Consider the following 13,306-nt stretch of genomic DNA (forward strand, 5'->3'; position numbering starts at 1 on the left):
GGCTCTTATGCATAACCCGCTCAAATCGCTGGCACTTGCAGCCACACTAACGATCACTGCCTGCGCATCCGTAACTCCCCTAGCCACTCATCCCGACACTGAAGACCGCACAATTCTCGTCGTCATGACCAACCACTCAGAGTACCCAACACGGGATGACTCAACCGGCCTATGGCTGACCGAGCTGACCCATTTCACGGATACTGTTGAAGCGGCGGGTTTTCGTACCGAATTCGTCAGCCCGAAAGGCGGCTCAGTGCCACTCGATGAGCGCAGCCTCAGTTGGATGTACATGGACGATCGCGCAGAAACCCTGCTCAAAGATGACGGCTTTAGCCAGAAACTTAACAACACCCGTGCGGCCGCAGAGGTGAATCCTGAAGATTACGCCGCGATCTATTTCACCGGAGGTCATGGCGTTATGTGGGATTTCCGTGGAGATGAATCACTCAACGCACTGACCAGCGCAATTTATCAACAGGGCGGTGTCGTATCGGCCGTATGCCACGGGGTTGCTGCCCTGGTCGATCCGGTGGATGAACAGGGTGAGCCACTGATCCAAGGCCGGAAAATCACCGGGTTTTCGAATCGCGAAGAATTCCTTTCTGGCTTAAAAAATGAAGTGCCCTTTTTTCTTGAAGACGAACTGGTGAAGCAGGGCGCTGACTATCAGAAAGCCTTTATTCCATTCCGCTCGTACGCCATCACGGATGGTCGTATCGTCACGGGTCAAAACCCATCTTCTGCACACGCGGTTGCCGTACAGGTCATTGACGCATTAAATAGAAAACAGTGAATAAACAACACTGAATAAAAAGCAGAAAATAAAAAACCGGGACTCTAATCACATGATAGAGTCCCGGTTTTATTGTTACGCGGCTATTTATTTAATCCGTGACGACAAGCCAAGCGTCGTCGCCAATGCCATATCCGCCAGACGCCCGAACGGAGCACGCGCCATCGTTGCCATGTTCCAGCGCCCCTGATGATAAACACCCTTGGCGTGACTCATCGAGCGGAAGCCTTCAATGCCGTGGTAAGCGCCCATACCACTGGCCCCGACACCACCAAACGGCAGATCATCCTGCGCCACATGCATGATGGTATTGTTGATGCCGACATTCCCCGAGGTAGTCTGCTGCAGAAGCTGCTGACAGGCCTGATCCCGGCCACCCATGTAGTACAGCGCCAGCGGGCGGGGGCGTGCATTAATAAACGCGACCACTTCATCGATTGTGCGGTAAGTACGCACTGGCAATACCGGCCCGAAGATTTCTTCCTGCATCACTGCGCTGTCGTCCGGCGCATTCAGTACCAGCGTGGGTGCAATCGTGCGGGTACGCGAGCGGGCTGCTTCTGGTTGATTGCCCATCCCCAGTACTTTGGCACCCCGGGTACGAGCATCATCCAACAGATTGTTCAGCCGCTGATAATGACGTTCACTGACGATAGAGCTGTAATCATCAGAGGCCGCACCACCCGGGTAGGAGCGTTTCACCGATGCCGAGTATTCCGACACAAACACATCGATATCATCTTCGTGTACCAGAGCATAGTCAGGCGCCACACAGGTCTGCCCCCCATTAGAAAGCTTACCGTAGACAATATTATCGATGTGACGGGAAGTTACCTGACCACGACCCACCACGACCGGGCTCTTACCGCCCAGCTCAAGCGTCACCGGCACCAGATTAGCACTGGCCGCGCTCATGACCTTACGGCCTACTTCGGTGCTGCCGGTAAAAAACAAATGGTCAAACGGGAGGCCGCTGAAGGCTGCGCCGACTTCCGGGCCACCAAGCACGACGGCAACGTCTTCTTCACTGAAGAACTCAGCAACCATATTCCTGATCACCTCGCTCGTCTTTGGCGTCAGTTCCGACGGCTTTAGCATCGCCCGGTTGCCCGCAGCCAGGGCCGTAGCGAGCGGCACCAGTGTCAGCGAAATCGGATAATTCCACGGCGCCATAATGCCGATCACGCCCTTCGGCTGATACTCGACATGCGCCGAGGCTGAGCGGAACAACAGACTCACGTGACGCTTTTCCGGCTTCATAAACCGGCGCAGGTTGCGTGCCAGATAATCAATCGACTGAATAATCACCGTCAGCTCAAGCAGGCCGGTTTCGTAGCGGGAACGATGACCAAAATCGGCATCAACGGCCTCTTCAAGACGCCCGCGATATGCCAGAACGGCCTGTCGCAGAGTCGCCAGCGACTTTTTACGCTGGCGCATATCCGGAGCACCATCACGCAGGAAGGCATGGCGCTGACGTTCAAGAATGGATTCGGCATACGCCATTTCCGGAAGACTGTTGTCTGCAACACGCGCGGCTGAATGGGTCATCGTCATCTCCTGCTTAGTGTTGTTCGTTCAACAGTTCATCCAGAGATTCCGGCGCATACAAAGCACTCTGGAAATCTGGCACGTAGTCGTAACGGATCATCTTGCCCAGATCGAGTTCACGCAGGTATTCAGAAAAACTGCCGGAGCCCAGCGTCAGCGATACCTTGTCGCCATCCATACTGGAGCCGTGCTTCATATGCCGCGATACCGCATGACCCCAGGTGCGCTCACCCTGATGACCAATATTGGTAAAGCTGTTGGTGACGAAGGTTGGCTGCTCAGAAATATCATTCAGCTTGGCCGTTTCGAGCACGAAATCGACCTTGCCGGTATCGCTGTCCATCACTTCGAACACCAGCGAAGACGCCTCTTCACGATAATGAATACCCGTCACCCATTTCGGCAGGTTATAACCAACTACGCCGCGCACCGCCGCAAGTTTGGTATCGACCGGCAACTTCAGCACGTAGCCCCAGAAGCTGGCATCTTTGCCCTGGCCAATCAGACTCAGAGGCCCAAAGGTAGAGCCGCCTGGTTTGTTGGTCACAATCGCCAGCGAAATTTCGTTATAAGTGTCGTTGTCGCAGTAGTGATAAGCATACGCCGTCAGCGCCACCAGGCCACGGCCCGGCCAGATCTTCAGCGGCTGCACATCGTCCATCAACTCAACTGGCATCAGCTCACGCAAGCGATCGATGTCGGCAGTAAAAATCGCCGTTACCTTCGTATTCTCGTAGTAGAAGTTCGGCGAGTAGGTCTCGAATCCAACATCCAGCTTTTCTTTCTTCAACGTTCTGAACCAGCTCAGATCTGTATCTGGTGATTCGTCTGCAATCACCGACAGAGGCGGATTCGAACGGAAACGGTCGTACAGGCCGTCTTTCACAACGGGCACCTGATGGCCCGCCAGCTCAATCGTCACGTGTTCAACATCATCCGTATCTGCCGCCATCACTTGATGAGAGGCCGCACTGAACAGCAGCGCAGAAGCCGCCAGAAGTTTGATCACTTTCATTCTTATTCTCCTGTGTAGGTGGTGTGGTTATCCACCTGAGCCACTCTAAGGTTAAAGCCGAGTTTAAGGTCAAGCATCGGAGGCCATCTTTTTACGATAGCGGCGGGACAGTAGGGCATCATCGATCTGATTGAGGATAAGCGCCCACAATGGCGAGACAGCAGGGTTAGACGGTCGCTTTCGGGCGTTCTTTACCAGCTGATACTTCACCACAGACATATAGGCGAGGGAGGCCAGCGGTTTGTTCTTCCACGTGATGGGCGACAGCTCAGGCGTGCGTTCCTGGCCACGCTTCCAGGCCGCCGGCAACTGCGGATCAATCGCCAGCGCAGTCGCAATACCGACCATCTCGATCCCACTCTCGACCACCTGCTCAGCCACAGGCAAACGACGAATGCCACCCGTGACCATCACCGGCATATTGGCTACCGCACGGATATCGTTTGCGAACTCAAGAAAATACGCCTCGCGTGCCAGCGTCCGACCATCACGCGCAGTACCGTGCATCGCCGGTGCCTCATAACTGCCACCCGACAGCTCAACCAGATCGACCGACATATCGTTCAACATGCGAATCACCCGGCGGGCGTCTTCCTGATCAAAGCCACCGCGCTGAAAATCCGCCGAGTTAATCTTCACCGCAACAGCAAACTCCGGTGCAACACGAGCACGAATGCCCTCAACGATACGCAGCAGCATACGTGCACGATTCTCCAGCGAACCGCCCCACTGATCCGAACGCCTGTTAGTCAACGGCGACAGAAACTGGCTTAGCAGATAGCCATGCGCTGCATGCACCTCAACGCCATCAAAGCCGGCCTGCTCAGCAAGAACCGCAGTATTTACAAAGCAGGCGATGATCTCTTCGATCTTGCCCTCAGACATCGCCTTCGGCGCTTTAAAAAACTTCGAAAGCTTGCCCAGCTCCACCGACACCTCCGACGGCGCCCAGGTCTGCTGAGCCAACGTCGCTGGCATCTGACGCCCCGGATGATTGATCTGCATCCACACCTGACCACCGCCAGACTTCGCTGCCTGCGCCCAGCGCTTAAACTGTTTCAGATGCTTATCGTCTTCCAGCACCACACCACCGGGACCTGTCATCGCACGGCTGTCGACCATCACGTTACCAGTGATCAACAGACCCGCACCGCCGTCGGCCCAGGTTTCATACAACTTCAGTAACTTTTCAGAAGGCGCAAAGCCATCGCCCGCCATGTTCTCTTCCATAGCGGCCTTAGCAATACGGTTAGGAATAACGCCACCATTCGGTAGCTTGAGTTCGGTAAACAGGGTCATGTTGGTCACCTCAGTTTTGGTTGATGAGGTGACCTTAACCTTCAAGGGAACTTTAAGGTCAAGCACTGTAATAGTCTGGTCAGTTACACACCAGACCACAGATACAATCTCGCTAGCGACATGCCTGTTCGAATATACGTATTCTGGAAACGTCTTCAGGACTAACAGCGATCAGCTCATGAAATTCACTCATGTAGTCATCCAGCTCATCCGTTACATCAACAAAACCGACTTCAAAGTCTTCGCTGTCCTGAAACTCACCGTACAAGCATGTTCGCATGTGCCGGAAAGCCTCAAGATATATTTTCGCTGCTACCTCGTCTGTACCTTCCTCGAATGCGACAAAACAATCGGACACCTCATAACCCCGAGCAGATATGTAATCGCACAGCAGCCCCTTAGCGACCTCCTCCATATGGCAGGCGACAGGACCAAAACCATCTACAACCAAATAGAAATAGCGCATTGCAAAACCCTCCTGTTGAAGAGTTTTAGTGTGTCAGTTGAACACCAGAGACTCTACGGACTATGAGTCACATGTATAAATAAACAGTAAAAACTTTACTTATCTGAAACCTGCATATACTGTTTATACAACCAGTACAGGAGAGCTGAATCATGGAAACGAAACAGGCAACTTCCGTTCTTGAAGAAACCCGCACTTACCACCACGGCATCGGCCTCAGAGGCGAACTCACACTGGAGACTGTTATCCGCTACCGCGCCGCTGTTGCTATCGAATGGATCAAAGAAGATCTGCGCAGAGGCGTGCAACCTGAAAACATAAAGACCTTCTCTGAACTGCACGACGTTGTAGACGCCAGCATGTACCTGTTAGATGAAGACCACCCGATACCGAAGGCCGGTAACTTCTACGATTGGGAAGAACTGGATGTAGAAGGTGTAAACATACAGCTCACAAGAATGATGGACATCATCAATGACTGGCTCGAGACGCGGGATTACGTCAGGAATCACCCGCTACAGTGAGAAAGTGCTGATCTGAGGCCAGCCAATCAGAAAGCTCGTCGACAACTGCACTCAGATCCTTTCTGTGCTTGCCACGGATGCTGCATTCCCAGACCACAGCAACGCGCCAGCCGACATTCAGAAGTAAGTTGATATTGCGCTCATCGCGCTCGTAATTGGCATTCAGCTTTTCCCGCCAGAACTCCTCGCGGGAAGAAGGCCAGTGAAACATAGGGCAAGCATGGCGATGCCAGAAGCAACCGTGGACGAAGATCGTAGCGCGGTACTTAGGTAGCACCAGATCTGGCGAGCCTGGCAGCGCACGGTTATGCAGACGGAACCGGAAGCCACGAGCATGCAAGGCACGCCGGATCAGCATTTCCGGCTTTGTGTCTTTACCCCGGATAGCCGACATATTGCGGCTCCGGGTAGCAGGGGAGTGGACATCTGACATACTGCTCCCGAATGGAATGAATCAGTGATAATATGTCACACAATTGACCTGGAGAAAGAAATGGCCACTGAACAACTCGCGCTAATCACTGACGGCTATGACGATGTATCAGACGCCACGCTTATCAGTCAGTTGCTTGAGATCTATGATCAGAAGGCTATTGCCGACTTTCTCAATTCTGTGACTCCCGGACACTGGTGCCGCGAAACCATTAATCGCTGGAGCAAAGGTAAGTCAGAACCTCGCCTCAGTGCAAAAGAATTCAAAGCCCTTAAAGGCCTTCTGCCGAAAGAAAAAGTTCATCCAGATAAAGCCAAATTCAAGTTTATTGACTTGTTTGCGGGTATTGGCGGAATCCGTAAAGGCTTTGAAGACGAGGGCGGTCTTTGCGTCTTCACCAGCGAATGGAACAAGTTTGCTGCGCGTACCTACAAGGCAAATTACTACAGTCACGGTGATTACCACACCTTCAATGAAGATATCAGGGATGTAACGCTGTCATCTGACGAAACCGTTTCTGAAGAAGAGGCCTATCAGAATATCGACAGAATGATTCCGGATCACGACATTCTGTTAGCCGGGTTCCCATGTCAGCCCTTTTCTATTGCTGGAGTTTCAAAGAAAAATTCTTTAGGTCGTGCTCATGGTTTTGAGTGCAATACACAAGGAACTCTGTTCTTTGACGTCGCACGTATTATCAAAGCCAAGCAACCAAAAGCATTTGTTCTTGAGAATGTTAAAAATCTGAAAAGCCACGACAAGGGCAAAACCTTCAAGATCATCATGCAAACCCTTGATGAGCTTGGCTACTGGGTTGCTGATTCAGATCACGAAGGTCCCAAAGACCCTAAAGTGATTGATGCAAAAAATTGGGTTCCTCAGCACCGTGAACGAATTGTTCTTGTAGGATTCCGCAAAGACCTGAACATCCATGAAGGCTTCACCCTGAAAGATATTCGCAAGTACTACCCTAAAAAGAAGATCACCCTTGGTGACATCTTTGATCAGGACGTCGACGCCAAATACACACTGACTCCAAAGCTTTGGGAATACCTCCATAACTATGCGATTAAGCATAAGGAAAAGGGAAATGGCTTCGGTTTTGGTCTGGTCGGCCCCAACGATGTCGCACGTACGTTGTCTGCACGATACTACAAAGACGGATCGGAAATACTCGTTGATCGAGGCTGGAACTTCAGTAAAGGATTTGGAGATAATACGAATCTTGAGAATCGCCCAAGACGGCTTACTCCATATGAGTGCGCCAAATTAATGGGGTTCTCTTCAATCAATGGTAATGATTTCAGAATTCCAGTGTCTGATACGCAGGCGTACAAGCAGTTTGGCAATTCCGTAGTCGTGCCCGTATTTCAATCGGTAGCCAAACTGCTATTAAAAAGAATCTTATAACTTAACTTCGTTAATGAAATCCTTAAACGATATAACTGTCGAAGAGCTATCGTATGTTGGATGTAGTGCAGATGGTACAACTAGCTGAACATTTTCGGCCACCATCTCATCGATTTGCTGCTTGGAAATAGCTGGCTGCAAAGTTATTAAGTGCTTGGTATTAATCCTTCGAGCCTCTGGAAGAATCTGACGCCAACGATCCTTACAGGTCGTTTTCGCACCCAGCATATGTAGCTTCTTATCAGGGTAGTTAGCATCTAAATACTGAGTTATTCCTGGGAAAATAAAGTCTGGTTTTCTGTTACCCTCTGTCTTTTTTCCTCTGGAGAAAAGGACTGCGTTCTGCATCAAGATCTCTTCGATATGATTTTCAAAAGCATGACCAACTCTCGACTTTCTTCTATTCTGAACAGATAGTGAAAATGAAATAAATTCATCTACATTGTCGTTAAATCCAGCTTTCAACTTTCTTTCAACAATCTCTTTTTCGATAGCCCTGAACATCGATTCCTCGACCGACATCCAATGCATCAGACTTCCGTCTGGATCATCCACAGGGGATACAACTGACGAGTTATTCCTGGCATACTGAGACAGATCCTTTGTCTTTGGAAATACACCTTTAAATGTAGAAAGCAGTTTTTTGACATCAAAACTCTCTGAACTACCTAGTTCCACACCATATCTGGACAAAATGATATTTAATGGGAGTTGGACCTGATTTTTAAAGGTATCGATTTTCCGGAATTTTTCACCAGATGCATCTTCAATGCTAAAAATATTGACCAGTTCATTTTTATAGGAACTGTCAGGATCGCAAAATATTATAAGTAAGCGGTTTGTTTTAGTGACTGCAACTAGTAAGAAATCCCCTTCCGATGCAGAATGTACGGCACTGCATGAGGGGTAATATAAACGCCACTCGGGACCTCTGTTTGGATTTTGGAAACGAACGTCGTACCAGGTAACCTCTTCCTCCGAAACTACCGGATCAGCATTGTCAGAAAGGTGAACGATTTCAGCGGCATACTTATATTGAGTTCCGTCGTTCCGACTACCCAGAACTTCCTTTAGTCCTGCTTGCACCAAACCACCCAATTCGTGTTGATTCGATGATTCAGGATCAACATCTACTGCACTCGAGAACTTAAATGCTACTGCAGAAAAAACGTCACTAACTTTTTCAAACACTGATAATCCCTTTTCTTATATACGTTATAAACACCTTCGCAATATGGAAGTCTCTTGAATCTAATATTGCGATAGCAACCGAACTGTTTATCAAAGTACTTTGTATACCATCGGCTGGCGCTTGACCGCATCGCAATGAAGGACACCTTGATAGGTTTTCTCCAGAACGATCTGTTTATCTATGCCAGCTTGATACTGCTTTGACGTACCCGTAACTCGATCGCACTTATTGAAGTGGCATAACTCGATAATCTGGCCATCAAATGTGACGTTCAGACTCACATCAACAAAGTCATCTTTTTCTATATTGAGCTGAAGCTTGTCACCAGCCAGGATTTCGAATGCATCGTCCTGTGCCTGCTTCCACTCAAAACCTCGATAAATCCGATTCTCGGTCAACGTGCACTGTAGCCATTCACCCGGGTTGGAATCAGCCTTCTGCTGAGCGCGCTCCTCCTGCTCACGTATTTCTGCTTCCTGTTGGGCAATGCGGTACTTATCATCCAGTTCAGCCTGCTGTTGAACCGCTTGCTGACGCTGCTCCGGCGTCAATGCATTCCATTCAGATTCGCTCAAACCCATCGGGTAGGTAGAGCAGGCCGATATAGCGAGTGCAGAAAAGAGAATCGATAGAGAAGAGAGTACTTTCATCAAACATATCCATGTTTAGAAAGCGCTAGTTTGCCTACTTCCCAATACAGAAGCTACCAAATATCTCGCCCAGCAAATCATCGGCGGTAAAAGCCCCGGTGATTTCGTTGAGTGCGTTCTGGGCCATTCGCAGATCTTCTGCAAGCAGTTCACCTGCGCCCATGCCTTCGAGCTGTTGGCGGCCGTAGGCGAGGGCGTCTTTGGCGCGGTTCAGAGCGTCGATATGGCGGCGGCGGGCAAGGAAGCCACCTTCGCTCGCGGCGTTGTAGCCCATCACATCTTTGAGGTGTTCACGCAGGGTGTCGACACCGATGTTCTGTTTCGCAGAGAGTGCAATGGTTGGGTAGCTGCCTGACGTATCTAATCCCACGGTTTCTGTGGATAAGTCAGCTTTGTTGCGGATAACAGTTACGCGGCCACTGGCAAGCAGGTCGTCGGTGACTTGTTCGAGGCCGCGTTCGTCATAAAGCGCGTGTAAAAGCTTCTCTGGATCAGTTTCGTTAGTCGTGGAGTCGATCATCAGCAATATGCGGTCGGCTTTGCTGATTTCGTCCCAGGCGCGCTGAATGCCGATGCGTTCGACTTCGTCGGGAGCATCACGTAGGCCCGCGGTGTCGATGATGTGCAGGGGCATACCGTCGATGTGGATATGTTCTTTCAGTACGTCGCGGGTAGTGCCGGCAATGTCGGTCACAATGGCACGTTCCTGACCAGCCAGTGCGTTAAGCAGAGACGATTTACCGGCGTTCGGGCGGCCTGCAATCACAACGTTCATGCCTTCGCGCAATATCGCGCCCTGATTCGCTTCTTTCAGTACCAACTCTAACGCCTGTTCGACGTCAGTGAGCATGGCTTCAACTTTACCATCTGACAGAAAGTCGATTTCTTCTTCCGGGAAGTCGATCGCGGCTTCTGTGTACATGCGCAAATGAATCAGCTGATCGAGCAGTTCGTGTACGCGCTTGGAGAATTCGCCCTGCATGGAGCGCAGTGCACAGCGGGCGGCTTGCTCTGAGGCGGAGTCGATCAGATCGGCAATGGCTTCGGCCTGGGCCAGGTCCATTTTGTCGTTAAGGAAGGCACGTTCTGAGAATTCACCCGGCCGTGCCATACGGCAGCCTGCGGCGACGACTTCTTTCAGCAGCAGGTCGAGTACCACCGGGCCACCGTGGCCTTGCAGTTCGAGCACGTCTTCACCCGTAAAAGAATTTGGATTCGGGAAGAAGAGGGCAATGCCTTCGTCGAGTACGGTCCCATCCTGTGCTTTAAACGGCCCATAGTGCGCATAGCGCGGTTTTGGCTCGTACCCCAATACGTTGAGTGCAACCTCTATGGCCTTGGTACCAGACACACGAATAATGCCGACGCCGCCACGCCCTGGGGCTGTTGCGATGGCTGTGATGGTGTCCTGGTGTACCTGGGTCATGGTCTGGCCTTTGTTAAGCAATATCACTGGATACATGAAGCAAGCATTTATGCCACGGATGGCATAACTGAGCGCACATGGATGTGCTTGCCGCGTCCTGCTGATGTATCCAGTGGTATTAGTATCTGTTGGTTTCGGGCTGCAGCCCATTTTAAGGCAACAAAAAAGGCGCCGCAGCGCCTTTTTTGGATTGATCACAGCATCAGCTGTTTTCGATCTGTTTGGTGATCACATACTGCTGTGCAATCGACAGTACGTTGTTCACTACCCAGTACAGTACCAGACCGGCTGGGAACCACAGGAAGAACACAGTGAAGATGACTGGCATCAGCTGCATCACACGTGCCTGCATTGGGTCAGGCGGCGTTGGGTTGAGTCGCATCTGGATAAACATAGACAGACCCATCAGCAACGGCAGGATAAACAGTGGATCTTTGATCGAGAGGTCTTCAATCCACAGGAAGAACGGAGCCTGACGCAGCTCAACCGATTCCATCAGTACCCAGTAGAGTGCGATGAACACTGGCATCTGAACCAGGATTGGCAGACAGCCACTGAGTGGATTGATCTTCTCGTCTTTGTAGAGCTTCATCATTTCCTGACCAAGCTTCTCACGGTTATCACCGTAACGTTCTTTGATTTCCTGCATCTTAGGCGCGACTTTGCGCATATTCGCCATTGAGCGGTAAGACATGGCAGACAGCTTGAAGAAGGCCAGCTTGATCAGAACCGTCAGCAGGATAATCGCAATACCCCAGTTACCCACGTAGTCGTGGATAAAATCGAGCAGCCAGAACAGCGGCTGAGCCACCCACCAGAGGATGCCGTAGTCGACAACCAGTTCCAGGTTGGGTGAGATCTCTTCGAGGCGATCCTGGATTTTAGGGCCAGCGTACAGCTGTGCGCCCATGGTCGCAGTTTCACCCGGCGCCACAGACACCGCATTGTCGTAGAAGCCGAAAACGTAGTTACCTTTGACGAAACGGCCGTTATAGGTGTGCTGCTGATCCTGCGCTGGTACCCAGGCCGACACAAAGTAGTGTTGCAGTACTGCAGCCCAACCACCCTGTTCAACAGCTTTGAACGGCGCATCTTCAAGATCATCAAAAGCAACTTTCTTATAACGCTCTTCGCTGGTCGTCAGTGCCGCACCCAGATATGCCTGCATACCCATCGAGCTAGATTTCGAAGGATCAGGCGTGCCGTCACGTTTCAGCTGAGCATAAAACACACCCTGCCAGGCGTCTGCCGAGGTGTTCTGCACCCGGTAACGCACATCAATGAGGTAGTTACTGCGGGTGAAGGTGAAAATTTTCTCGATGTTCGCTTTGTCAGATGTTGTTTTCAGTACAACCTGAAGAGTTTCCTGACCGTCTTCCAGACGATATTCGCTGCTTTCGGCACTGTAGAGTGCACCGCCGTTTTTGTCGACGCCGTCACGGCCGAGCAGGCCGCTTTGCGCTACAAAGGTACGTAACTGGCTGTTTTCCAGCAGAGTGAAAGGAACGTCCTGCTGATCAATTGAGTAAGGGTATGCAGGCAGACGTACTTCAGATACCTGACCGCCACGAGGGTCGATCACTACCTGGAGAACATCAGTTTCAATACGGATCAGATCACCGGTAGGCTTTGCAACCTCAGGTGAGTCAGTGGTTACTAACGGCTGCTCACTGACATCAGGAGTATCAGATTCTGCGGCAGATGCGGGCGCATCGCCTGCAAATGGGCTGTCACTGGTCTGAGTAGCAATTACAGAGGCTGAAGGTGCTTCGGTCGAACCGTAGTCGTTATTCCAGGCCATGATCAGAGCGTAAGAGCTGATCGCCAGACCGGCAAATATGATTAAACGGCGGATATCCATGGTCAGGGTTTCCGTTGGCAGCAATGAGAAGAATGAGTGTGGACGTCCCGATCCGGGACAAGATCTACCCCGTGGCCACCCCAGGGGTGACAACGGCCTATCCGGCGCAATGCCAGCATACCACCACGGATGACTCCGAAACGGCGGATTGCTTCATCAGCATAGGAAGAACAGGTGGGGTAGTATCGACAGCGACTGGGAAAAAGAGGACTGATCGCATAGCGATAAACAGCAATCAGGGCGAGTGCGATCTTTGCGACCGGATTAACGCCGCTTTTTGCGGCCTCTTCCTGGGTGTTTACCATGAGGTTGCTTCAGTCTGAACCAGAGGCTGTCGATCATCGCACGTATCTGCTGATTGTCCAGTTCAACAATTCCCGAACGGGCAAGAATGACGAAATCATTCTTTTCCAGATCATGCTGATGTTGGCGGAAAGACTCACGGATCAGGCGTTTCACCCGGTTGCGGTCTACTGCTTTCTTCAGCTGTTTTCTGGCCAGAACAAACCCCACACGAGGTTGTTCAAGCCCATTCGGTGTTGCCAGCACCAGCAGGTGAGGCGTGCTACCTCGCAGAGCCGTGTTATCAAAAACACGTTTAAACTCTGCCGCTTTCAGTAACCGTAAATCTTTACGGAACGACGAATCCGGCATTGAGTATTGCCCTGCAGGTTAAAACAGCA

Annotated in this window: 14 protein-coding genes; 3 read left to right on the forward strand and 11 right to left on the reverse strand. The window is 51.1% G+C overall.

The genetic code is table 11. The annotated features are described in order from the left end of the window. Window positions 1-7: 7 nt before the first annotated feature. Window positions 8-796: a type 1 glutamine amidotransferase domain-containing protein gene (locus tag Q1L85_RS00325; protein WP_300424605.1), complete on the forward strand. Its 789-nt coding sequence runs from the start codon at window positions 8-10 to the stop codon at window positions 794-796. 87 nt (window positions 797-883) lie between these two features. On the opposite strand, the gene Q1L85_RS00330 is transcribed toward Q1L85_RS00325, so the two are convergent. From Q1L85_RS00330 to Q1L85_RS00345, 4 genes are all read right to left on the reverse strand, one after another. Beyond that, window positions 884-2,347: a coniferyl aldehyde dehydrogenase gene (locus tag Q1L85_RS00330; RefSeq protein ID WP_300424607.1), complete on the reverse strand. Its 1,464-nt coding sequence runs from the start codon at window positions 2,345-2,347 to the stop codon at window positions 884-886. A 13-nt stretch (window positions 2,348-2,360) separates the two neighbouring features. Then, on the reverse strand, window positions 2,361-3,362 hold the full coding sequence (locus Q1L85_RS00335; RefSeq protein ID WP_300424609.1) for a hypothetical protein: 1,002 nt from the start codon (window positions 3,360-3,362) through the stop codon (window positions 2,361-2,363). A gap of 69 nt (window positions 3,363-3,431) precedes the next feature. Continuing rightward, entirely contained in the window at window positions 3,432-4,661 is a 1,230-nt protein-coding gene (locus tag Q1L85_RS00340; RefSeq protein WP_300424611.1) for an NADH:flavin oxidoreductase/NADH oxidase family protein, read from the reverse strand. 112 nt (window positions 4,662-4,773) lie between these two features. Beyond that, window positions 4,774-5,127: a hypothetical protein gene (locus Q1L85_RS00345; RefSeq protein WP_300424612.1), complete on the reverse strand. Its 354-nt coding sequence runs from the start codon at window positions 5,125-5,127 to the stop codon at window positions 4,774-4,776. 152 nt (window positions 5,128-5,279) lie between these two features. Between Q1L85_RS00345 and Q1L85_RS00350 the strand changes: the two genes are divergently transcribed. After that, a complete protein-coding gene (locus tag Q1L85_RS00350) occupies window positions 5,280-5,651 on the forward strand; it encodes a hypothetical protein (protein WP_300424613.1) in 372 nt (123 codons plus the stop codon). On the opposite strand, the gene Q1L85_RS00355 is transcribed toward Q1L85_RS00350, so the two are convergent. Further along, entirely contained in the window at window positions 5,629-6,084 is a 456-nt protein-coding gene (locus Q1L85_RS00355) for a very short patch repair endonuclease (RefSeq protein ID WP_300424615.1), read from the reverse strand. The two genes, Q1L85_RS00350 and Q1L85_RS00355, sit on opposite strands and share 23 nt — an antisense overlap. Window positions 6,085-6,144: 60 nt before the next feature. On the opposite strand from Q1L85_RS00355, the gene dcm reads away from it, so the two are divergent. Continuing rightward, a complete protein-coding gene (dcm, locus tag Q1L85_RS00360; RefSeq protein ID WP_300424617.1) occupies window positions 6,145-7,494 on the forward strand; it encodes a DNA (cytosine-5-)-methyltransferase in 1,350 nt (449 codons plus the stop codon). Here dcm and Q1L85_RS00365 read toward each other — a convergent pair. From Q1L85_RS00365 to rnpA, 6 genes are all read right to left on the reverse strand, one after another. Continuing rightward, window positions 7,489-8,685 (reverse strand): type II restriction endonuclease, encoded by a 1,197-nt coding sequence (locus Q1L85_RS00365; RefSeq protein WP_300424619.1) that lies wholly within the window; start codon window positions 8,683-8,685, stop codon window positions 7,489-7,491. The two genes, dcm and Q1L85_RS00365, sit on opposite strands and share 6 nt — an antisense overlap. A 90-nt stretch (window positions 8,686-8,775) precedes the next feature. Then, the gene (locus Q1L85_RS00370; RefSeq protein WP_300424621.1) at window positions 8,776-9,336 is read right to left on the reverse strand and encodes a hypothetical protein; all 561 of its coding nucleotides are present in this window, start codon (window positions 9,334-9,336) and stop codon (window positions 8,776-8,778) included. A 34-nt stretch (window positions 9,337-9,370) separates the two neighbouring features. Then, window positions 9,371-10,762, reverse strand: a complete 1,392-nt coding sequence (mnmE, locus tag Q1L85_RS00375) for a tRNA uridine-5-carboxymethylaminomethyl(34) synthesis GTPase MnmE (RefSeq protein ID WP_300424623.1) — start codon at window positions 10,760-10,762, stop codon at window positions 9,371-9,373. Between the two features lie 202 nt (window positions 10,763-10,964). Beyond that, complete coding sequence (gene yidC, locus Q1L85_RS00380) at window positions 10,965-12,623, reverse strand: membrane protein insertase YidC (protein WP_300424624.1); 1,659 nt, start codon at window positions 12,621-12,623, stop codon at window positions 10,965-10,967. 2 nt (window positions 12,624-12,625) lie between these two features. Beyond that, a complete protein-coding gene (gene yidD / locus Q1L85_RS00385) occupies window positions 12,626-12,928 on the reverse strand; it encodes a membrane protein insertion efficiency factor YidD (RefSeq protein WP_300424626.1) in 303 nt (100 codons plus the stop codon). After that, a complete protein-coding gene (rnpA, locus tag Q1L85_RS00390) occupies window positions 12,888-13,277 on the reverse strand; it encodes a ribonuclease P protein component (protein WP_300424628.1) in 390 nt (129 codons plus the stop codon). Before rnpA ends, yidD begins: the two co-directional genes overlap by 41 nt. Window positions 13,278-13,306: the final 29 nt, after the last annotated feature.

Source organism: uncultured Thalassolituus sp., assembly GCF_950066645.1.
Classification (GTDB): Bacteria; Pseudomonadota; Gammaproteobacteria; order Pseudomonadales; family Oceanobacteraceae; genus Thalassolituus.

Excerpts from the sequence above, each read along its gene's own strand:
- Q1L85_RS00325 (WP_300424605.1), top strand. The coding sequence starts at position 8 with ATGCATAACCCGCTCAAATCGCTGGCACTTGCAGCCACACTAACGATC.
- Q1L85_RS00330 (WP_300424607.1), bottom strand. The coding sequence starts at position 2,347 with ATGACCCATTCAGCCGCGCGTGTTGCAGACAACAGTCTTCCGGAAATG.
- Q1L85_RS00335 (WP_300424609.1), bottom strand. The coding sequence starts at position 3,362 with ATGAAAGTGATCAAACTTCTGGCGGCTTCTGCGCTGCTGTTCAGTGCG.
- Q1L85_RS00340 (WP_300424611.1), bottom strand. The coding sequence starts at position 4,661 with ATGACCCTGTTTACCGAACTCAAGCTACCGAATGGTGGCGTTATTCCT.
- Q1L85_RS00345 (WP_300424612.1), bottom strand. The coding sequence starts at position 5,127 with ATGCGCTATTTCTATTTGGTTGTAGATGGTTTTGGTCCTGTCGCCTGC.
- Q1L85_RS00350 (WP_300424613.1), top strand. The coding sequence starts at position 5,280 with ATGGAAACGAAACAGGCAACTTCCGTTCTTGAAGAAACCCGCACTTAC.
- Q1L85_RS00355 (WP_300424615.1), bottom strand. The coding sequence starts at position 6,084 with ATGTCAGATGTCCACTCCCCTGCTACCCGGAGCCGCAATATGTCGGCT.
- dcm (WP_300424617.1), top strand. The coding sequence starts at position 6,145 with ATGGCCACTGAACAACTCGCGCTAATCACTGACGGCTATGACGATGTA.
- Q1L85_RS00370 (WP_300424621.1), bottom strand. The coding sequence starts at position 9,336 with ATGAAAGTACTCTCTTCTCTATCGATTCTCTTTTCTGCACTCGCTATA.
- mnmE (WP_300424623.1), bottom strand. The coding sequence starts at position 10,762 with ATGACCCAGGTACACCAGGACACCATCACAGCCATCGCAACAGCCCCA.
- yidC (WP_300424624.1), bottom strand. The coding sequence starts at position 12,623 with ATGGATATCCGCCGTTTAATCATATTTGCCGGTCTGGCGATCAGCTCT.
- yidD (WP_300424626.1), bottom strand. The coding sequence starts at position 12,928 with ATGGTAAACACCCAGGAAGAGGCCGCAAAAAGCGGCGTTAATCCGGTC.
- rnpA (WP_300424628.1), bottom strand. The coding sequence starts at position 13,277 with ATGCCGGATTCGTCGTTCCGTAAAGATTTACGGTTACTGAAAGCGGCA.